The following is a 19,639-nucleotide window of genomic DNA, read 5'->3' as shown; positions in this document are numbered from 1 at the left end:
CGACGCGTGAGGCAATCCGTAATATTCGCTTCGTTCCCAAGCGGAACACAACGCGGAGTGGTAGTTCAGTTGGTTAGAATACCTGCCTGTCACGCAGGGGGTCGCGGGTTCGAGTCCCGTCCATTCCGCCACTATTCAGAAAGCCTGAATCAGAAATGATTCAGGCTTTCGTCGTTTTAGCCCGCCAACAATAATAATCTCATCATCACACTTTATCGACCACGTCCGTGCTATCGGGCAGGCAACACATCAGGTCATCCTTAACCCGACGCATATCCAGGGGCAGATCAACCTGCGAAGTGATTCATCACGCAGGCGAAGCGGGGTGAAAAGTTATCGCCGATAAGCACCGTTTCTTCATTCAAGTGCTTTAGCATATACAGCTTGTCGGCACGTTCGTAAGCGTCGAAGAAGAGATAATCGACAGCATCCGTTGCTTCATCATCGGGGGATTTTTCACGTCCGTTGGGAGTGAGCATGAAAACACCGGCGGTATGGCCGAGTGGTCGGGCATAGCGAAAGAACAGTTTTCGGTTCACAGCAAACTCGCCATCATCACTTTTGAGTTTCCCTTGTACTGACAATGAAAGGTGTCCGGAGTTGTAGCTGGTAATCAGCATTATTCCATGGAGTACCTTTTTTGTATCCTGGATGTCGAGTATCGACGTGAATTCCGAGGAGCAGGAAAAACTGATTTCTTGTTTTTTCGCATTCCCGGCGATAATAAAAAAAGCGATAGCCGCCAGCCCAAAAATGGCAATCACGACTGACCATAGTAAAGGAGAGTGATCGCTTTCTTGCTTCATATCATTCCTCATGATGGCGATACTGGCTGATGCAATGGTAATAGCCGAGGTTCAGCCCGCATTCAGCGGCAAACGACCACTCAACCAGATTATGGTTGCTCGCCCAGGTATTGAGATACAGATCTTTTGGGTACGAACAGTCGGGGTTAATGCCCACGGACTTGAAAATATCCAGTGCTTTCTTTTCGGTTATGGTGTCGGTGAGGGCGTTTCCTAATATATGTACACGGCATTGTTCATAGTCGATAGTCCGCAGGATAGTCGCGTCCGTCATGGCGATTTCATTGGGTATCCATGTTAACCACGCTGTCGCCAGCACGGCGATACCGGTAATTAACGCGGTTATCGCCACAGGCCAACGGCTTTGTTTCTTTTTGTTGAGCGTCGATGCAACATTGGCAATTCTGGCGGGAGCTTGCGCTTCTTCCAGTTGCTGAATATTGATATTAACGTCGCCCATCCGAAATCCCATCCGCGGAATTGTGACGATGAGTTCTGCAGGATGACCCGTAGACGTTATTGCTTTGCGCAGAAATGAAATGTGCTGATTGAGATTCGCATCCGTCGCTCTGGCGCCATTATGCTGAAAAACATTCAGCAGAATTTCATCACGCGAGGATATCTCTTTACCATTTTGCAACAAATAGAGCAGTAATTGTGTTGCCACATTATTCAATGTGGCCATTTCACCAGATGCCAGGTCTTTTAGGGTATTTTTATGTGGTCTGAAAACTAAGCCATCACCAATAATTACGGATTTAATTTTGTTTATTGGTATATGAGAAATCACTGATGTCTCCTTTAAAGCAGGATATCTCGCATTCGAGTGGGTGAAGCAATAGCATAACATAATTCATTTATAAAAAATGGTTGTACCATAGAACGCTTTATTAATATTTATATAACAATATTTTAATATCTCTTATAGAATCCTCTTTTCTCCTTCCTCTCTTTCACTATCTTATTGTCATTACTCGCTTTTGATATCCAATTTCATTTTTACAAAAATTTCATAAATACATTTTGCCTGTTGTTCTGGCTAAATAAAAAAATAGTTGATAGATAAAAACTCTATAAAAATGCTGAATGATAGATATTAACACTGGCTATGTCGTGATTTTTGGCGGTTTTTTAGGTAAACGATCGCTCTGTAGACAGTGTGACAACATGATTCCCTGAGTTTGATTAATACCGGATTTTTGCATTGTGTCATTTTCCCGTCGACTTAATATAAGCCCCGAAACAGCGTAAACAACTGTGGACGGTATTTCGGATGGAATACCAATGAAGTTCAAAATACGGGGCGGCTTGAGATGGATTGTTTGCAAGGATATGCGCTACCGCCACCTGCAGATCAGGATTCCCGGACATAAATTATCTGCGGAAATAGATCTTCGGAATAACTAAAAAACAGATATAAGGTTAAGTAGTAATATGAAAATGAAAAACGTGGCTGTGGCCTGTGCGCTGATGGCGGGAATGACTTTTACTGCCTCTTCTGCTTTTGCTGCAAAAAATGTCGAACCGACTAACGGTAAAATTCACTTCACCGGTTCTCTGGTTAATTCCGCATGTGGTCTGGCACCAGAATCCAGCCCGGTACAGGTTAATTTTGGTGAGATCCCAACTTCTCAGTTAAAAGACAACCAACGTGCTGGCGTTAAGCATGCCAAAATCGTTCTGCAGGGCTGTGATACGACCGTCGCGAAAACGGCCACTGTGACCTATACCCCGGCAACGATTGATACAGACAACAACGCGCTGGCTGCATTCACCTCTGGTACTGCAAAGGGCGCGGGCATCGGTATGATTGACAGTGGCAACCAGGACGTGGAATGGGGCCAAGCCGCCTCTCAGGTCAACATTACCGATGGTGAAACCGACATTGATTTCGTCGCTTACCTGCAGGCAAACAACGCATCTGCCGCGGTAACTCCGGGTGATTTCGAATCTACCGTTAATTTCCAGATCGACTACCAGTAACGATCTGCAGCAGGCGCATTAACGCGCCTGCTTAACCCTTCCTGCGAATAACTGAAAGGAAATGCGGTGATGCCTGGATGGCGAATTTTACTGCTTTTTATCTTCATATCGCCTGCATGGGTTTTGGCTGACACCAATCGTCTTGTCAGTACGCCCGGCAAAATGCGCATGCGCGGAAATATTATTGAGGCTGCCTGTTATGTCGATCCACGCGACCGGTCGCTACTGGTTGAATTTGATGATCTCTCAGCCAGAGATATTTCCGGAAAACCAGAGAAAGTATCAGCGCATGATTTCAGCATTCATTTGTTGGGATGTTCATTAGGGGATTCTCAACACCCCGGGAATCTGTTTCAACGCGCCAATATTACCTTTTCTGGCGCACCGGATAGTGACAATCCTGATTATCTAAGCGTGCAATCGGAAACTGAAAATTTAGCGATAGAAATATATGACAGCAACGGACAGCAAATTCATCTGGGTGAGCCATCACCGGACTGGTAATGACTCCAACTTATTGATAGTGTTTTATGTTCAGATAATGCCCGATGACTTTGTCATGCAGCTCCACCGATTTTGAGAACGACAGCGACTTCCGTCCCAGCCGTGCCAGGTGCTGCCTCAGATTCAGGTTATGCCGCTCAATTCGCTGCGTATATCGCTTGCTGATTACGTGCAGCTTTCCCTTCAGGCGGGATTCATACAGCGGCCAGCCATCCGTCATCCATATCACCACGTCAAAGGGTGACAGCAGGCTCATAAGACGCCCCAGCGTCGCCATAGTGCGTTCACCGAATACGTGCGCAACAACCGTCTTCCGGAGCCTGTCATACGCGTAAAACAGCCAGCGCTGGCGCGATTTAGCCCCGACGTATCCCCACTGTTCGTCCATTTCCGCGCAGACGATGACGTCACTGCCCGGCTGTATGCGCGAGGTTACCGACTGCGGCCTGAGTTTTTTAAATGGCGGAAAATCGTGTTGAGGCCAACGCCCATAATGCGGGCGGTTGCCCGGCATCCAACGCCATTCATGGCCATATCAATGATTTTCTGGTGCGTACCGGGTTGAGAAGCGGTGTAAGTGAACTGCAGTTGCCATGTTTTACGGCAGTGAGAGCAGAGATAGCGCTGATGTCCGGCAGTGCTTTTGCCGTTACGCACCACCCCGTCAGTAGCTGAACAGGAGGGACAGCTGATAGAAACAGAAGCCACTGGAGCACCTCAAAAACACCATCATACACTAAATCAGTAAGTTGGCAGCATCACCCACCGGACTATGTGCTTAATCCAGGGAAAAACACGCTCAATTTTACGGCTTATTTGATCTCCCGCGACGGAAGAATGACATCTGGCGAATTTACTGCGGTCACGCATTTTGTTGTGAATTATCTCTGAGCTGCACTGCAATTCGGGTATCTGAAGGTTTGCGAACGAAAATGATCACGCTGAAAACAGATAAAAAACGTCTGGCGCTTTTTATTGCTCTGGTCTGTGCCTCTTCATGGGCTGAAGCGGATGAGGCCATTGAATTTAATACCGACGTACTGGATGCCAGCGACAGGCACAATGTCGATTTGCAGCGTTTTTCCGAAGGCAACTTTGTGACTCCCGGAGAATATCTGCTGGATGTTCGTATTAACAGCCAGGAGATTCCACAGCAGTCGATCCGTTATATCGTCGATCCTGCCAACCCGCATAAATCCATGGCATGTCTGACCCCGCAACAACTCGAATTACTGGCGCTCAAAGAAGAGGCGCTGGCCTATATTCATCCGATTAGCGCGACCTGCTATGACATTTCCCGCCTGCCGGGTGTCGCGCTGAATAATAGCGCAGGCGTACTGGACATTATCGTGCCACAGGCGTGGATGAAATATACCGATCCAGACTGGACGCCACCGGAGCGCTGGGATAACGGCGTCGCGGGGCTGATTTTTGACTACAGCGTCTCGGGCCAGGCCACACATTATGAACAGGGCGGCGATCGTTATCGCTCTCTGTCTGGCTATGGGCAGACAGGTTTTAACCTCGGCGCGTGGCGATTTCGTGGCCAGTATCAGGCCAATTACGCTTCGGATGATAATCGCGGCCGTATCGACTGGGATCAGGTCTATGCCTATCGACCGTTGCCGATGCAGGCTGCAAAACTGACGGTCGGCGAAATCTACCTGAATTCCCAGGTTTTTGATTCGGTGCGTTTCACCGGGGCTAACCTCGCCAGTGACGAGCGCATGTTGCCACCGAATTTACAGGGCTACGCGCCTGAAGTGCACGGCATCGCCCGCAGCAATGCGAAGGTTACCGTTAGTCAGCAGGGCCGTGTTATCTATCAAACCACCGTTCCTGCAGGGCCATTTAATATTCAGGATCTGCACGGTTCGGTACGCGGCACGCTGGATGTTCGCGTCGAGGAGCAGGATGGCAGCGTACACACTTTTCAGGTCAATACAGCCGATATTCCTTACCTGACGCGACCAGGCTATGTGCGCTACAACGCCGCGGTCGGGAAGCCATCGCGTTATAACCACGACGTTCAGGGGCCTGCGTTTTATAGCGGTGATTTCTCATGGGGGGTCAGCAATGCATGGTCGCTGTACGGCGGCGCGCTGCTGACTGGCGATCGCTATAACGCCTGGTCGATGGGGATTGGGCGGGACTTGAGCTGGCTGGGGGCGCTGTCGGCTGATGCGACGCAATCCGTGAGTCGGGTAAAGCATCAGGCTGAACAAAAAGGCATGTCTTTTAAGCTCAGCTACGCCAAAACTTTTGATGAGTACAACAGCGCCATCACCTTTGCCGGTTACCGCTTCTCACAGCGTAACTTCCGCACTTTCTCGCAGTTTCTCGACGAGCAGTATGAAAATAACAACAGTGCCGGCAACGAAAAAGAGATGTACACCATCACCGGCAACAAAACCTTCTTTGCTGACGATCCACTATTAGCGACCACGTTGTACCTGACCTATACCCACCAGAACTATTGGGATCGCGGTTCCCAGGATCGTTACGGATTATCGATGGGGCACAGCTTTTCATTTGCTGGCATCCAGGGGATCAGCGCCAACGTTGCGGCTTACCGCTCTGAGTATCAGGGCAAACGAGACGACAGTCTTTCGCTTTCAATCTCGGTGCCATGGAGCGATGGCCGCTCTATGGATTACGAATTACAGAACAGCGGCAACCAGACCAGCCAGATGGTTTCGTATTCCGATAACCGCGACCGTAACAATCCGTGGCGTTTGCGCACAGGGGTTTCCGGTGAAGGGCGTACGGCGTTTGATGGCTATTACAAGCACCGCAGCATGATGGCGGAACTGGAATCTAACGTCAGCTGGCAGCAATCACGTTATTTCTCCGTTGGCGGCACGATGCGCGGCGGTTTTACCGCGACGCGTCACGGTGCGGCGCTGCACAACAGCCAGGCGTCGATGAATACCGCCAGGGTGATGGTTGATACCGACGGGGTGGCGAACGTGCCGCTGAACGGCGAACAGGCGCACTCAAACCGCTTCGGTATTGCCGTCGTACCGGACGTCGTTAGCTATCACAGCTTTGATACCCGTATCGATGTGGACGCAATGGACGAGGACATTTCCGCGACTAAAGCCATCGTGACCAACACCCTGACGGAAGGTGCGATTGGCTACCAGCATTTTGCCGTGGCGCAGGGGCAAAAAATGATGGCGCTGCTGCGCCTGAAGGATGGTTCGGTACCGCCGTTTGGCGCCGAAGTGTTTAACGCTAACGGCGTTAGCGTCGCCATGGTAATGGAAAACGGTATGGCCTGGATTGCGGGTGTGAATCCGGCTGAGCGTCTTTCCGTTGCCTGGGCTGGCCGTGCGCAGTGCCACTTACAGGTGCCACAACAAATCAACCCGGAAGGTAACGTGCTGTTGCCTTGTGAATAATTTCAATAACCTGAATGAATTTTGTCATGAATAATCAAGCTTTTTACTCCGTGCAGCGTTGGCTTAAACCCGTGGCCTGTGGCCTGCTTTTGATTGCAGAGATCAACACCTCATGGGCGGGTATTGCGCTCGACCGTACCCGCATGATCATCACGGGTGATGCGCGCTCAGTCAGTGCGAACTTAACCAATACCAGCCCGAGCATTCCGTTTCTGGCTCAGTCGTGGGTGGAAGATGCCAACGGAACAAAAATTACCTCGCCGCTGATGGTCTTACCGCCGCTGCAACGAATTAACGGCGGGCAAAAGGGAATTGCCCGCGTGACGAAAACCAGCGGGATCAACGCCCTGCCGCAGGATCGCGAGAGCTTGTTCTACCTGAACGTACGTGAAATTCCGCCTAAACCGGATAAGCCGAACGTGCTGCAACTGGCGATGCAGTCGCGCATCAAATTGTTCTATCGTCCGGCCGCCATTGTGCCGGAAACGCCGGGCGCCGTGTGGCAAAACCAACTGGTCTTTCACAAGCAGGGCCAGCGCTGGAGTGTGGATAACCCAACGCCTTACTTCGTCACCTTAATCGGCTTAAGCCGCAAGCCAGAAGCGCAGGGAGGCGGCAGATTGACCGACTTCCCCGGCGTTATGGTCTCACCAAAATCCTCTCTCGATTTCAGCGTCACGGACGGCAGCGTCAGCCAGTTCAGCATGATGTACGTGAACGATTTTGGCGGTCATCCCGAACTGAAATTCAGCTGCACAGGCAATGTATGTAAAGCATTGCCGATGGAGCAACAGCCCCGGTAACAGGAATCGTAAATGAAAAAGATGCTTTGCGCCCTGCTGATGGCGGGCATGGCCTGGCAGGTTCAGGCCACCAGCGGCCGCCAGGATATGAGCAACGTGTCCGGTGAGTATGGCAACGTCCGCTTTCATGGCCGGGTCTACGTGTCGCCGTGCGTGCTGGATATGGCCTCACGCGATCAGACCATCAATCTTGGTGATATTTCCGCCAGTCGGTTTCGCCAGGGCGGTGATCGCAGCGAACCGGTGTTGGTCACGCTGTACCTGAACGGCTGCTTAAAGGGCTCTGGTCATACCCTGAGGGATTTCCCCGGGCAGACCAGCGAAATGCCTGAGCTGGCGCACAGCACGGTGGAACGTGGCGTTTCGATGACGCTGATGGCCGAAGGCGCGCCTGAAAACAGTGACCTGGGGCGTATTCGTGGTGATGTGCGCGGCGCGGGCATTCGGCTACTGACCGAGCGTAATCAGCTGATCCATCTGAACCAACCGCAACGTATGTGGATCCTCAAACCAGGCGATAACGCCATTCACTTTCTGGCCACGCTGGAATCTTTTGGGCCAGAGGTGACTGCCGGAGAATTTAACGGCCTGGTGAGACTTAAGCTGGAGTATCTATGAGCGTATTACGCAAAGCGCTGTTGTGGGTTGCCCTGGTTGGCTGTCCACTGGCCGGGCAGGCATTTACACAGGGGGAAGGTGAGCCGGAGGGCGGGTCGCCGCATCAGTACGATATCGAACTGAGTTCGCTGGATGTCAGTAAAAACCACGTGGGGGGCAGAACGGATCCGTTTACCTGGAACCTGGGCAGTTGGTATGTGGTGAATTTCTATTGCGAGCAGGCTGACATCTCCCGGTCGCCGATTTACTACACCACCACGACTACGATGCCGCCTTCAAATCAGGGGGCGAACCGTTTTCGGCTAAACGAGTATCTGGATGTGGAAGTGCAGGTGTGGGTTGCCGGGGGCTATAAACAGTATGTTCAGGCGCCTTTTACCAACGTTTCAAACCGCAACAGCAATAACACTTGCAAAAAGCGCAAGGGCTACACGCGCGCCACTAACGTTGAAAGTGGTTCAAAAGGGAAAGTGACGTTTATTGTCACTAAACCCATTATCAACGGCATCAATATCACTTCCCAATCGCTGGTGGAGGTTGCCGGGCGCATGGGGAGCGCGGGACCTACGCCCACTACGGCGATTTCCCGTGTGGTGATTAAATCCGGGCTGATTACCGTACCGGACAAATGCACCTTCAACCGGGGAGACAAAATCAGTATTGAGTTTGGCGATCTGCCAGGATCCGCTGCCCGGCTCAATGGCACTAACTACAGCAAGTCGATCCCCATTCATGTTGTTTGTGAAGGCGGCAGCTTCGATCAGGGCGCGCTGAACATTAATCTTGGCGTACAAACTACCACGGCGTCAGGCACGGCGGGGTTCAACGATCATCTCCTCGGCACGCTGAGCGGCGGACAAAAGCGCGATGATCTCGGCATTATGCTTAAAGACGAGAGCGGTGGCACCGTCGTGCCCAATCAATTCTATAACGTGAAAGGTTTTTACCAGAATCAGGGCGACTGGAATCTCACTGCTGCACCGGTGGCAAAGCCGGGCGTGGGAAGCGTTAAGGAAGGTGAGTTTGAAGCCTCTGCCACCGTTGTTGCGCAGTTTCAGTAGGGGGATGCCATGAGATTTTCGGCGTTATTCGCGATCGGTGTGTTACTGCTTGGCGGCATGGCGCAGGCCGACACCAAACTGGTCGGCGGCGATATGTATTTTCACGGCACTATCAGAGCGCTGGCCTGCAGCCTGGCACCAGGAGGCGACAAAATCGAGGTCGATTTCGGGCAAATCGCAACGCAGGATCTCTATCTTTCGGGGCGCAGTAAGCCGGAAAAATTCAGCATTCAGCTACGCGACTGCAACCCCGAGGTCTTTCGCGGGATCTCGGTCACTTTCAGTGGTAGTGAGGATGCTGAACTGGACGATCATCTGGCGCTGGATAGCAGTGAACAGGGCGGCGCGACAGGGATCGGTATTGGGATGAGCGAAGAGGACGGCACGGCAATTCGCCTTGATGAGAGCACGTCAGTCAAAGAGATAACTGCAGGCTCGATGACGCTAAATTTTTGGGCGTGGGTCGCAGCAGAGCCGTCGGCGATAAAAAATCAGTCTCTCGAATACGGTCCGTTCAGCGCCAGCGGGACCTGGACACTGAGCTACCAGTAGCATGATGAACGCACTGAATCGTATTGCCCCGCTGCCTGCGCAGAAATTATTGCTCGTTATTAGTCTGTTTTTCTGGTGTGGGGTAATGCATCTCTACTGGCCGAATAACGGCGGCAGCGGTCTGTCGTTGCCGCTTAATATTACGAGCTGGATTTATGCCGTTGTGCTGGCTGCAAGCGCATCAGTGCTGGTGCCTCGTCAACGCTGGCGTATCACTGTCCCCGCCACGGTTTTTTCGATGGGGGCGCTCATCCTGACGCAGCTTTGTCTGCTGACGCCTGGCGTCTGGCAGTTCGAGGCGCAGCTGGTCGCAGGGGCGCTGCTGGGAGGCGTGCTCGTCTATCTGGTGACATTGCAGATTCCGCTTGCGGCAAACACCCTGACGGTACTGCTGACCCTGCTATGGGGCGCGTGCGTCATCGAATGTCTGGCGTTTTTGTATCAGTACTGGCATTTGCCGGGAGTTGATTACTGGGAGTTTGCCTGGCGACGCGGTACGCGGCCCTACGGTATTTTTCAGCAGGTCAATCTGATGGCCAGCTTCACAGCATCTGGTGTGCTGCTGTCAGCTCCGCTCTTTGTACGGCTACGCGACAGATATCGAATTGTCATCGGGATTGCTCTGGTGATGATGGGCTTTGTGCTGCATGAATCCCAGTCGCAAACCGGCTATGTGTCTGTGGTGGTAGGTGAAGTCTTGCTGCTGGTGGTTTTCCCGGCGCAACGCCGTATGTTGTTGCTACTTCTGCTGCCGCTGGCGTTAGGCATGGTGGCGGGCACGCTTGCTCGCCATTTTTTGTCCGTTGCTACAGTCGATCACCTGACCACTTCCCAGGTGCGCTGGACGGTGCTTAAAACGTCACTAGCATTATTTGCCGAACGCCCGTGGACGGGGTGGGGCGTGGGCAGTTTTGCCGCCGTGTTTCTCGAACGCGCGGGGCCGTTGGGGCTGAGCAGCATCTCGCATCCGCACAATGAGCTGGTGCTGTGGCTGGTGGAGGGCGGCCTGGTTGGGTTGGCGGGGGCGCTGTGCTTTATTACGGGAGGCTTCTGGCTGTGGATGCACGGAAATCGCTGGCGTCGCGCTTGTCTGGTGGCGGCGCTGCCGGTGGTTATTCATATGTTGACGGAATACCCCGTCAGGCAGTCAACACCACATTGGTTACTGCTGATCCTGCTGCTTCGTTGTGCAGATAGCCCGCTAAAAGTGGCTCGCCTGACGCTTACGTCGACGTCGCTGATTCGTGCGCTGGCATTGATCTCGTTTTTAACCTTCACGCCACTGTTGCTTCTCTCACTGCACACGCAACAGCAGTTGACGCTGGCGGAGCGACAATCAGCGCAGTGGCGTCTGGCCGAGTCGCTCCCGGTAGGAGGCTGGCTCCTTGCCCCTCGCTACCGGTTTGATGTTCAGATGGGGTATCTGCAACGGTATCAGCGTACCCGGGATGCTCGCTGGCTGGAAGCGGTTCGCCGTTGGGCGCCTGACTATGTGCGTGTTCACCCAGACCCGAATGTCTCCTTCACGCAAATCTTGCTGGCGTTACAGCAGCGCGACCTACCTGAGGCGCATCGTCTGGCGACGCGCTTTTACCTGACATACCCGAACGATCGCCGTATCCCGTGGCTGCAGGATGCACGACGTCCTTTCAATCAAAAAATGGAATGATATGAACAGATTCAGCGAACAGACCCGCCATGTGCCAGAGCTTCCCCGCAACGCCGAGCTGCTGCGGATCACCGGGATCCGTTTGCAGCGCATCCATTTTTTTGATGATGCATCGCTGGATGTCTGTGAGGTGTTAAGTCAGGTACGCACGCCGCTACCGCTCGATCTTTTTTTCAAGCACCTTTCCATCACCGCAAAACAGCAGCTATTTCTGTGGCAAATGCGGCAGGTACTGGCACTCTCAGGAAGTTATTCGCTGAATTTATCCGTCAGGATGCTGACCTGTCTGTCGTGGATTGCGCAGCTCGCCCGGCAGGCGCATCAGGGGCGGATTGTTATCGAAATACAGGATCCTGGCACCATGATGCGACTGGAAAAGGCAGAACAGCAGGCCGTATGCATTGCCGTTAAAACCCTGGTGCGTCACGGGTTTCGCGTGTGGTTGGATGATGTTTCGCCTGAGCTATTTTTTGTCTGGCGACTGTCTGGCATCCGTTTCGATGCCATCAAAATTGAAAGCGGAATGTTTCATCAGTTCAGGACGTCGGATTGGCAGTTAAGGGTACTGGTCAATCAATTTCGCGGGCTGGGAGAACGGGTTGTGATCGAGGGGGTGGAAACGCCGCAGGATTATGCCATTTGCCGTATGAGCGGCGCAGATGCTGTACAGGGATTTTTGTTCGAGCAGGAAGTATTACCGAAAGGCCTGAATCATTGCTGATTCAGGCCATGGTCATTATTCGCTCAGCGTCTGTGCGATATCTTTTTGCACCTGCTGGCGCTGTTCTGGGGTCAATACTTTGTTCAGGTCGAAATAGTATTTCACACGGTAATAACGCGCCTGCTGTTCGATATTGCTGAACGCGGAAAGCTGTTTTTTGACGGCGGCTTCATCCCATTTCCCGGACTTGATGACGTCAATCAACGCGCCGTCTTTAACATCCTTCACCGATATCTGGCTAACGTTGGTTTCAAGCTGCTGGTGCAGTTTTTTAATCTGCGCAACCTGGTCAGTGCTCAGTTTAAGGTGCTGAACTACCGGGTCCTGAGCTGGTGCGGGTACATTGGATACGTTTGCTGCAAGCGTGCTAAAAGAAGCGCCAGCCACGGTTGCCGCCAGCAAAGTCATGCGTACGAAGTTCTTCATTTCGGGATCCTGATAAGGGAATTATTAACATTGTCTGTCACTCGCTGGAGACGAGTGATTATCCTTTGCAGAATACGATGCCCGAAGCACGTCGCCACGCGAATTTGTTTTGCGGTTGGTTACGGAGTGAAACAATCCCGCTACGGAAAACGTTGTGCAGCGGGAAGAAGGCGATATCTACAGCGTGAACGGGTCAGCGTCCTGCCAGGCGGGGAACTTCTCGCGGTACTCGCGCAGCGCCGAGAGTGACAGTTCAGCGTCAATGCGCGTAGCCTGATGCGGCTCGGCGGTGGCAATAATCTCCCCCTGCGGATTAATCACCCGGCTGTCACCGCGATAATGATGGCCGTTACCGTCAGTACCCACGCGGTTACATCCTGCTACATAAGCCTGGTTCTCAATTGCCCGCGCGGTGAGCAGAACCTGCCAGTGTAGCGAACGCGGCGCCGGCCAGTTGGCGACATACAATGCCAGGTCGTAATCGTTGCGGTTGCGCGACCATACTGGAAAACGCAGGTCATAACAGACCAACGGCAGAATGCGCCAGCCGCGCCATTCAAAAATAACCCGCGCGTCACCCGCCTGATAATGTTGATGTTCATCCGCCATGCGGAACAGGTGGCGCTTGTCATAGAAATGGACATTACCTTCGGGTTCGACCAGCAAAAAGCGGTTTACCGGGCCACGTTCAGACAAGAGAGCGGCGCTGCCTGCTATAAGGGCGTTCGTCTGTTGCGCCTTCGTGCGCATCCAACTGACAACCTCTTCCTGCGGCAGCGATTTGCTTGCCGCTTCCATGGCAAATCCGCTGGTAAACATTTCAGGTAACACAATGACATCACGTCCGGTGACGGTTTCCAGTTGGCGGTCGAAATGGCGCAGGTTGGCCGGGCCATCCATCCAGATCAGCGGTTGTTGCAGCAGAGTAATTTTCAAACCGGGCACGATCGAGGCTCCTCATTGAACAACATTTTGACACTGTAGCATGAGCTCTAACTGAAATGTGGCAATAAAAAGCCCCGCATTAAGCGGGGCTAAACGTTGTGCGTGTGTCGTTACGCGGCTTCGACTTTACGCACCTTCTCTGGCAGCTTTACCGGCTGAGTCGCCAGCGCCTCGGGTTCAAAGTCATCCACGTTGATGCTACGCAGACGACTCGCTTCGGCTTTCACCAGAATTGCGGCTTCATCTTTATCAATCAGCCCTTTAGCCAGCGCATTTTGCGCCAGTTCATCCAGGCGGGTAAACGGCAGGTTTTTACCCAGCTCTTTGCAGATCCGCTGGTGGATAGGGTCGGCTGCAATCACATCCAGCAAAGCCTCTTCCAGCAAACCTACCGGGTTATGCTCGCTCGGCGTCAGGTATTGACCGCGGCCAAGGCGAGAACGGGTGGCGCTCGGAACCTGCAGAATCTTCGCGACTTTATGATCCAGCTTGTCAGACGGTGCATGGTAGTGGCGACCGGTAGGGAAGATAACCACATTCAGCAGGCCCACGACCAGTCGGTTTGGGAAGTTTTTCAGCAGGTCGTCCATCGCCTGTTCCGCTTTGTACAACGCATCCTGAACGCCCCAGTGAACCAACGGCAGGTCTGCTTCATTACGGCCTTCATCGTCATAACGCTTCAGTACCGCGGAGGCCAGATACAACTGACTTAATACATCGCCCAGACGCGCGGAGATACGTTCACGGCGCTTCAGGCTACCGCCCAGTACGGCCATGGAGACATCTGAAAGCAGTGCCAGGTTAGCGCTCAGACGGTTCAGATGCTGGTAGTAACGTTTGGTCGCATCGCCGGTTGGTGTGCTGCTGGTTAAGCCGCGCGTCAGGCCCAACCAGAAGCTGCGCACTTTGTTACTACCGACGTGGCCGATGTGTTTGAACAGCAGCTTGTCGAACGCATTCACATCGTTACTCTGTGCCGCGGCCATCTCTTCCAGAACGTACGGATGGCAGCGAATCGCCCCCTGACCGAAGATCATCATGCTCCGGGTCAGAATGTTGGCACCTTCAACGGTAATGGCGATAGGCGCGCCCTGATAAGCACGGGCGAGGAAGTTGCTTTCGCCAAGCATAATGCCTTTACCGCCAGTAATATCCATTGCATCGATAATTGACTGCTGTCCACGGTGGGTACAGTGATACTTCACGATGGCCGACAGCACCGCCGGTTTTTCACCCAGCATAATACCGTAGGTAATCAGCGACGCCGCTGCATCCATCACGTACGCGTTACCCGCAATACGTGCCAACGGCTCTTCAATACCTTCCATCTTACCGATAGAGATTTTGAACTGGCGACGAATGTGCGCATACGCGCCGGTTGCCATTGCGACCGATTTCACGCCGCCCGTCGAGTTAGACGGCAGAGTAATACCGCGTCCCACGGACAGACATTCCACCAGCATGCGCCAGCCCTGACCGGCCATTTTTGGGCCACCGATGATGTAATCAATCGGCACGAAGACATCTTTGCCCAGCGTAGGACCGTTCTGGAACGGCACGTTCAGCGGGAAGTGTCGACGCCCAATTTGTACGCCTGGCGTTGACGTTGGGATCAGCGCACAGGTAATGCCAAGATCTTCTTCACCACCCAGCAGTTTTTCCGGGTCGGAGAGTTTAAATGCCAGACCCAGTACGGTAGCGATAGGCGCCAGCGTGATATAACGCTTATTCCAGGTCAGGCGCATACCCAGCACCTGCTGGCCCTGCCAGTCGCCCATACAAACCACGCCGGTATCAGGGATCGCGCCTGCGTCGGAACCCGCTTCCGGGCTGGTCAGAGCAAAGCAGGGGATCTCCTGACCACGAGCCAGACGCGGCAGGTAATGATTCTTCTGCTCTTCGGTGCCGTAATGCTGCAGCAGTTCGCCAGGGCCTAAGGAGTTAGGTACGCCAACGGTGATCGCCAGGATCCCGGAAACGCCGGAGAGTTTCTGCAGAACGCGAGCCTGAGCATACGCGGAGAATTCCAGCCCGCCGTACTCTTTCTTAATGATCATCGCGAAGAAGCGGTGTTCTTTCAGATACGCCCACAGTTCCGGCGGCAGATCCGCGAGTTCATGGGTGATCTGGAAGTCGTTCGCCATGCGGCAGGCTTCTTCCACTGGGCCGTCAATAAACGCTTGTTCTTCAGCTGTCAGATGCGGCTGAGGATAGTTATGCAGTTTTTTCCAGTCTGGCTTGCCCTGGAACAGGTCGCCTTCCCACCAGGTTGTACCGGCATCAATCGCCTCTTTCTCAGTACGCGACATCGGCGGCATGACTTTACGGAAACCGCGGAATACTGGCGCAGAGATCATGGATTTGCGCATTGGCGTAAAGTTAAACGGTACGAGGAGAATGGCCAGAGGAACCAGCAGCCAGATTGACCACAGGCCAACCACGCCAAGCGCAGCTGTCCAGGCGAGCAAAATTAAGCTGCTGAGGAATAAGCTCACGCGGTGATAAAACAGAACGCTGAGCAGAACAACCGTAGCGATAATACTCAAAATCATCATAACGAAAAGCTCCCTTGCTTGTAGGAGGTCTGACCACTTGTGATGATATGGTTGTAGTGGATGTAAATTCTTTTAGCAATGTGTTTACAAAATAATTACAACAAAGCTCACATTGTTGCTGTTTTAACCGGCACAAAAAATCAAAAGCCGCAGCCATTCCTGTGGCTTGTACTTCTCGCTGGTAGCGCTATCCGGTACACTGCATCTTGTCATTTACATTCATGCTGAAGGATATCCTCATGTACCAGGATCTTATTCGTAACGAACTGAGCGAAGCGGCGGAAACGCTGGCTAATTTTCTTAAAGATGACGCCAATATTCACGCCATTCAGCGCGCGGCGGTCCTGTTGGCAGACAGCTTTAAAGCTGGCGGTAAGGTACTTTCTTGCGGTAACGGCGGTTCCCATTGCGACGCGATGCACTTCGCCGAAGAGCTGACCGGACGTTATCGCGAAAACCGCCCAGGCTACCCGGCGATCGCTATCTCTGATGTCAGCCATATCTCCTGCGTCAGCAACGATTTCGGTTACGATTATGTCTTCTCCCGCTACGTTGAAGCCGTGGGTCGCGAAGGCGATGTCCTGTTAGGCATCTCTACTTCGGGTAACTCCGCTAACGTGATTAAAGCGATTGCCGCAGCGCGTGAGAAAGGGATGAAAGTCATCACCCTGACGGGTAAAGATGGCGGCAAAATGGCGGGCAGCGCGGATATCGAAATTCGCGTGCCGCACTTTGGCTATGCTGACCGCATTCAGGAAATTCATATCAAAGTGATCCATATCCTGATCCAGTTGATCGAAAAAGAGATGGTGAAGTAAGAAGGCTATTTTATTTGCCATTTTGAATCCGGGCAGTGCCCGAAATCCTCACGTACTACGTGTACGCTCCGGTTTCTGCGCGCTGTCCGAATCTAAACTGGCTGCAACAATTACGCCTTCCCGCTTAAAGGCGTTTGTGGAGGTGATGTATGTGCGAACTGCTCGGGATGAGCGCCAATGTGCCAACCGATATCTGCTTTAGCTTCACCGGGCTGGTTCAGCGCGGCGGAGGTACCGGGCCGCACAAAGACGGCTGGGGTATTACGTTTTATGAAGGTAAGGGCTGCCGTACGTTTAAAGATCCGCAACCCAGCTTTAATTCGCCTATCGCCAAACTGGTACAAGACTATCCCATCAAATCCTGTTCCGTGATTGCCCATATTCGTCAGGCGAATCGTGGCGAAGTGGCATTGGAAAATACCCATCCATTTACGCGTGAACTGTGGGGACGTAACTGGACGTACGCTCATAACGGACAGCTCAGCGGCTATAAATCGCTGGAAACCGGTAATTTCCGCCCGGTCGGGGAAACCGACAGCGAAAAAGCTTTCTGCTGGCTGCTCCACAAGCTAACTGAACGTTATCCGCGTACGCCTGGCAATATGACGGCAGTGTTTAAATATATCGCGATGCTGGCAGGAGAATTGCGTGAGAAGGGCGTCTTCAACATGCTGTTGTCTGACGGGCGTTATGTGATGGCTTTCTGCTCGACCAACCTGTTTTGGATCACCCGTCGTGCGCCGTTTGGCGTGGCGACACTGCTGGATCAGGATGTGGAAATCGATTTTAGCTCAGAGACCACACCCAATGATGTGGTCACCGTGATTGCCACTCAGCCGCTAACCGGCAATGAAACCTGGCAAAAGATTATGCCAGGCGAGTGGGCGTTATTTTGTCTCGGGGAGCGTATAGTTTGATGCCAGTTGCGGCTGAACCACTTCGTGACTCAACGGCTTGCTGATAACGTAACGGCCATCGACGACGGAAACGGTCGGTGGCTTACGCGTTTGTTCAAAGTAATCGTAGCCAGGCTTTAGCTGCGCCCAGAATTCTTTGTAATACGAGAACTTATGGCGCTGCATGTTGGCATCGGTCATGCGGAATGGATAAATGCTAACCTGCACGCTGGACTGCCCAAACACCAGTGCGCCGGTGACAAACTGGAAAATCTCATCAATGCCGTTGTCGGTCATTGCGTAGCAGCCGACGGAAACGCAGGCACCGTGGATCATCAGGTATTTACCTTCATAACCGTGTGCGCGGTCGTAGGCGTTAGGGAAACCAATGTTAATCGCTTTATAAAAGCGGCTATCCGGTTTCAGCTGTCCGCGCTGTACGCTGTAAAACCCTTCCGGGCTTTTGAAATCGCCCTGACGCTGTTTCGGACCTAAGCCGCCGGAATAATTGCAGATCTTATAGCTGTCGAGCAATTGATACTGTTCGCCCATCTTGACGTACAGATCCAGCGTTCGCTCTTCTTTGAAGATCTGGATATAGACGGGGGAGCCCATTAATTGCTGCTTATATTCTTTGCTGACAGGCGTAGTCGGGCTGCTGCTGCTCAGCAAACCGGCAAATGAAACGCACGGCAATAAAAGCATCGCAAGAAAAAATGCGATTTTACGCATACTGCTTATTCCTTGATAAAACGATTACACACGCCAGGACGGCAAAAAGAGTTCCCAAATCGGATAAATCTGGATCTGGAGCGCTCACATTATCACCCAGAGAGTTTTTCGCAAGTCTCTCGTGCGGCGTTTACACTTTAGATTTTCTTTATACGGAAAATTGTGCTTAAAGGCAGTCAGACACTGACGTATTTTGCGGGTTAGCGCACGTCATTAAGTCTTCTGAGTGCAGAATTCCTAATATATTGAATTTAAAAAATTAATAATTTAATAATCGAATATTAAAATGGAATGCCCGGCAATAGCGGTAGACTGCGGCGAACGTGTTTGATTAGGTAGTGTTGTTTTCATGTCTTTTGTCTCTGCGCCCCGACGCTTTTTGCCGGGTCTGCTGTCTTTGTGTGTTGTGTTGTCCTCGCCGTCTGTCGCCAAAGTTCAGCCCCTCTTATCTGACGCCCATTTAAGCTATGCGGCGCAATTACGCATGCGTAACCGCGCCCGGCTGCTGAAGCAGTACCACGCGCAGGTAAAAAAGCAGGCAAGTTATGTGGTGGAAGGTAATGCGCAAAGTAAAAGCGCGCTGCGCCAGCAAAACAGGACGCTGATTAAACAGCACCCGGAGTGGTTCCCGGGGCCACTAAAAGCGAGCGATCAACGCTGGCAGGAGCTGGCTGAGAATGACCATTTTCTCAGTAGCGATCATCTGCACAACATAACCGAAGTGGCAATCCACCGTCTTGAGCAGCAGTTAGGTAAACCCTATTTGTGGGGCGGGACCAGCCCGGAACAAGGCTTTGACTGTAGCGGGCTGATCTTTTATGCCTACAACAAAATTCTGGCAGCAAAATTGCCACGTACGGCGAATGAAATGTATCACTATCGGCGGGCGACCATCGTCGCTAATCGCGACCTTCGTCGTGGTGATTTATTGTTCTTTCATATTCACAGTCGGGATATTGCCGATCATATGGGCGTCTATTTGGGGCAGGGACAATTTATTGAATCGCCGCGTACGGGAGAAACGATTCGGGTGAGCAATTTATCCGATGACTTCTGGCAGGATCATTATCTCGGCGCTCGTCGTATTCTGACGGAAAATACCATTCTGTAATCAAAAAGGCGGTGCGAATGGCACCGCCTCGTCAG

Annotated in this window: 19 protein-coding genes and 1 tRNA gene; 13 read left to right on the top strand and 7 right to left on the bottom strand. The window is 52.4% G+C overall.

Features of this window, described 5'->3' with window-relative positions; translation table 11 throughout:
• The first annotated feature begins 54 nt into the window (after nt 1-54).
• Nucleotides 55-131 (top strand) — tRNA-Asp (locus tag HV350_RS19750).
• Between the two features lie 156 nt (nt 132-287).
• On the opposite strand, the gene HV350_RS19745 is transcribed toward HV350_RS19750, so the two are convergent.
• Together HV350_RS19745 and HV350_RS19740 are read right to left on the bottom strand one after the other, a co-directional pair.
• A complete protein-coding gene (locus HV350_RS19745) occupies nt 288-806 on the bottom strand; it encodes a hypothetical protein (RefSeq protein WP_016155747.1) in 519 nt (172 codons plus the stop codon).
• A gap of 1 nt (nt 807) precedes the next feature.
• Nucleotides 808-1,491, bottom strand: a complete 684-nt coding sequence (locus HV350_RS19740; RefSeq protein WP_225622992.1) for a winged helix-turn-helix domain-containing protein — start codon at nt 1,489-1,491, stop codon at nt 808-810.
• A gap of 749 nt (nt 1,492-2,240) precedes the next feature.
• On the opposite strand from HV350_RS19740, the gene HV350_RS19735 reads away from it, so the two are divergent.
• Together HV350_RS19735 and HV350_RS19730 are read left to right on the top strand one after the other, a co-directional pair.
• Nucleotides 2,241-2,789, top strand: coding sequence for a fimbrial protein (locus HV350_RS19735; RefSeq protein ID WP_016155749.1), 549 nt, complete (start codon nt 2,241-2,243; stop codon nt 2,787-2,789).
• A 69-nt stretch (nt 2,790-2,858) separates the two neighbouring features.
• Complete coding sequence (locus tag HV350_RS19730; RefSeq protein ID WP_249418044.1) at nt 2,859-3,293, top strand: fimbrial protein; 435 nt, start codon at nt 2,859-2,861, stop codon at nt 3,291-3,293.
• 10 nt (nt 3,294-3,303) lie between these two features.
• On the opposite strand, the gene HV350_RS19725 is transcribed toward HV350_RS19730, so the two are convergent.
• Nucleotides 3,304-4,001 (bottom strand): IS1-like element IS1B family transposase gene (locus HV350_RS19725; protein WP_095033700.1). Its coding sequence is split into 2 segments (ribosomal slippage): nt 3,304-3,752 and nt 3,752-4,001, totalling 699 coding nucleotides; the frame shifts between segments, so codons are not numbered across the junction.
• Nucleotides 4,002-4,225: 224 nt separating this feature from the next.
• Between HV350_RS19725 and HV350_RS19720 the strand changes: the two genes are divergently transcribed.
• From HV350_RS19720 to HV350_RS19690, 7 genes are read left to right on the top strand one after another with little or no spacing between them, the layout of a single operon-like run.
• A complete protein-coding gene (locus HV350_RS19720) occupies nt 4,226-6,697 on the top strand; it encodes a fimbria/pilus outer membrane usher protein (RefSeq protein ID WP_181629185.1) in 2,472 nt (823 codons plus the stop codon).
• A 26-nt stretch (nt 6,698-6,723) separates the two neighbouring features.
• On the top strand, nt 6,724-7,500 hold the full coding sequence (locus tag HV350_RS19715; RefSeq protein ID WP_046275745.1) for a fimbria/pilus periplasmic chaperone: 777 nt from the start codon (nt 6,724-6,726) through the stop codon (nt 7,498-7,500).
• A 12-nt stretch (nt 7,501-7,512) separates the two neighbouring features.
• Nucleotides 7,513-8,118, top strand: coding sequence for a fimbrial protein (locus HV350_RS19710; RefSeq protein ID WP_019076065.1), 606 nt, complete (start codon nt 7,513-7,515; stop codon nt 8,116-8,118).
• Nucleotides 8,115-9,179 (top strand): fimbrial protein, encoded by a 1,065-nt coding sequence (locus tag HV350_RS19705; protein ID WP_181629183.1) that lies wholly within the window; start codon nt 8,115-8,117, stop codon nt 9,177-9,179. The genes HV350_RS19710 and HV350_RS19705 overlap by 4 nt, the downstream gene beginning before the upstream one ends.
• Before the next feature lie 9 nt (nt 9,180-9,188).
• On the top strand, nt 9,189-9,731 hold the full coding sequence (locus HV350_RS19700) for a fimbrial protein (protein ID WP_047357614.1): 543 nt from the start codon (nt 9,189-9,191) through the stop codon (nt 9,729-9,731).
• Nucleotide 9,732: 1 nt separating this feature from the next.
• Nucleotides 9,733-11,400 (top strand): Wzy polymerase domain-containing protein, encoded by a 1,668-nt coding sequence (locus tag HV350_RS19695; protein ID WP_181629181.1) that lies wholly within the window; start codon nt 9,733-9,735, stop codon nt 11,398-11,400.
• Nucleotide 11,401: 1 nt separating this feature from the next.
• Entirely contained in the window at nt 11,402-12,121 is a 720-nt protein-coding gene (locus HV350_RS19690; protein WP_016155757.1) for an EAL domain-containing protein, read from the top strand.
• Between the two features lie 15 nt (nt 12,122-12,136).
• Here the strand turns inward: HV350_RS19690 and HV350_RS19685 are convergent, their stop codons facing one another.
• From HV350_RS19685 to fadE, 3 genes are all read right to left on the bottom strand, one after another.
• Nucleotides 12,137-12,547 carry a Spy/CpxP family protein refolding chaperone gene (locus HV350_RS19685; RefSeq protein ID WP_016155758.1) on the bottom strand — a complete coding sequence of 137 codons (411 nt, stop codon included), beginning with the start codon at nt 12,545-12,547 and terminating at the stop codon, nt 12,137-12,139.
• A gap of 177 nt (nt 12,548-12,724) precedes the next feature.
• Nucleotides 12,725-13,492: an amidohydrolase gene (locus tag HV350_RS19680; protein ID WP_016151813.1), complete on the bottom strand. Its 768-nt coding sequence runs from the start codon at nt 13,490-13,492 to the stop codon at nt 12,725-12,727.
• 110 nt (nt 13,493-13,602) lie between these two features.
• The gene (fadE, locus tag HV350_RS19675) at nt 13,603-16,047 is read right to left on the bottom strand and encodes an acyl-CoA dehydrogenase FadE (protein WP_181629179.1); all 2,445 of its coding nucleotides are present in this window, start codon (nt 16,045-16,047) and stop codon (nt 13,603-13,605) included.
• A gap of 239 nt (nt 16,048-16,286) precedes the next feature.
• Between fadE and lpcA the strand changes: the two genes are divergently transcribed.
• Both lpcA and HV350_RS19665 read left to right on the top strand, forming a co-directional pair.
• Nucleotides 16,287-16,865 (top strand): D-sedoheptulose 7-phosphate isomerase, encoded by a 579-nt coding sequence (gene lpcA / locus HV350_RS19670; protein ID WP_016155760.1) that lies wholly within the window; start codon nt 16,287-16,289, stop codon nt 16,863-16,865.
• A gap of 149 nt (nt 16,866-17,014) precedes the next feature.
• The gene (locus HV350_RS19665) at nt 17,015-17,782 is read left to right on the top strand and encodes a class II glutamine amidotransferase (protein ID WP_016151816.1); all 768 of its coding nucleotides are present in this window, start codon (nt 17,015-17,017) and stop codon (nt 17,780-17,782) included.
• Here the strand turns inward: HV350_RS19665 and dpaA are convergent.
• A complete protein-coding gene (gene dpaA / locus HV350_RS19660; protein ID WP_016151817.1) occupies nt 17,753-18,493 on the bottom strand; it encodes a peptidoglycan meso-diaminopimelic acid protein amidase in 741 nt (246 codons plus the stop codon). The two genes, HV350_RS19665 and dpaA, sit on opposite strands and share 30 nt — an antisense overlap.
• 349 nt (nt 18,494-18,842) lie before the next feature.
• Between dpaA and HV350_RS19655 the strand changes: the two genes are divergently transcribed.
• Nucleotides 18,843-19,604 carry a C40 family peptidase gene (locus HV350_RS19655; protein ID WP_016155761.1) on the top strand — a complete coding sequence of 254 codons (762 nt, stop codon included), beginning with the start codon at nt 18,843-18,845 and terminating at the stop codon, nt 19,602-19,604.
• The last annotated feature ends 35 nt before the right edge of the window (nt 19,605-19,639 follow it).

Origin of the sequence: Citrobacter sp. RHBSTW-01013, from assembly GCF_013781985.1 — a bacterium.
Taxonomy (GTDB): Bacteria; Pseudomonadota; Gammaproteobacteria; order Enterobacterales; family Enterobacteriaceae; genus Citrobacter; species Citrobacter braakii.
Note: the sequence above shows the minus strand (reverse complement) of the source record. Positions and strands in the feature narration are given on the sequence as shown.

Bases quoted from the DNA above. Each gene is read 5' to 3' on its own strand.
- HV350_RS19745 (WP_016155747.1), bottom strand. From the start codon at position 806: ATGAAGCAAGAAAGCGATCACTCTCCTTTACTATGGTCAGTCGTGATT.
- HV350_RS19740 (WP_225622992.1), bottom strand. From the start codon at position 1,491: ATGGCCACATTGAATAATGTGGCAACACAATTACTGCTCTATTTGTTG.
- HV350_RS19735 (WP_016155749.1), top strand. From the start codon at position 2,241: ATGAAAATGAAAAACGTGGCTGTGGCCTGTGCGCTGATGGCGGGAATG.
- HV350_RS19730 (WP_249418044.1), top strand. From the start codon at position 2,859: ATGCCTGGATGGCGAATTTTACTGCTTTTTATCTTCATATCGCCTGCA.
- HV350_RS19720 (WP_181629185.1), top strand. From the start codon at position 4,226: ATGATCACGCTGAAAACAGATAAAAAACGTCTGGCGCTTTTTATTGCT.
- HV350_RS19715 (WP_046275745.1), top strand. From the start codon at position 6,724: ATGAATAATCAAGCTTTTTACTCCGTGCAGCGTTGGCTTAAACCCGTG.
- HV350_RS19710 (WP_019076065.1), top strand. From the start codon at position 7,513: ATGAAAAAGATGCTTTGCGCCCTGCTGATGGCGGGCATGGCCTGGCAG.
- HV350_RS19705 (WP_181629183.1), top strand. From the start codon at position 8,115: ATGAGCGTATTACGCAAAGCGCTGTTGTGGGTTGCCCTGGTTGGCTGT.
- HV350_RS19700 (WP_047357614.1), top strand. From the start codon at position 9,189: ATGAGATTTTCGGCGTTATTCGCGATCGGTGTGTTACTGCTTGGCGGC.
- HV350_RS19695 (WP_181629181.1), top strand. From the start codon at position 9,733: ATGATGAACGCACTGAATCGTATTGCCCCGCTGCCTGCGCAGAAATTA.
- HV350_RS19690 (WP_016155757.1), top strand. From the start codon at position 11,402: ATGAACAGATTCAGCGAACAGACCCGCCATGTGCCAGAGCTTCCCCGC.
- HV350_RS19685 (WP_016155758.1), bottom strand. From the start codon at position 12,547: ATGAAGAACTTCGTACGCATGACTTTGCTGGCGGCAACCGTGGCTGGC.
- fadE (WP_181629179.1), bottom strand. From the start codon at position 16,047: ATGATGATTTTGAGTATTATCGCTACGGTTGTTCTGCTCAGCGTTCTG.
- lpcA (WP_016155760.1), top strand. From the start codon at position 16,287: ATGTACCAGGATCTTATTCGTAACGAACTGAGCGAAGCGGCGGAAACG.
- HV350_RS19665 (WP_016151816.1), top strand. From the start codon at position 17,015: ATGTGCGAACTGCTCGGGATGAGCGCCAATGTGCCAACCGATATCTGC.
- dpaA (WP_016151817.1), bottom strand. From the start codon at position 18,493: ATGCGTAAAATCGCATTTTTTCTTGCGATGCTTTTATTGCCGTGCGTT.
- HV350_RS19655 (WP_016155761.1), top strand. From the start codon at position 18,843: ATGTCTTTTGTCTCTGCGCCCCGACGCTTTTTGCCGGGTCTGCTGTCT.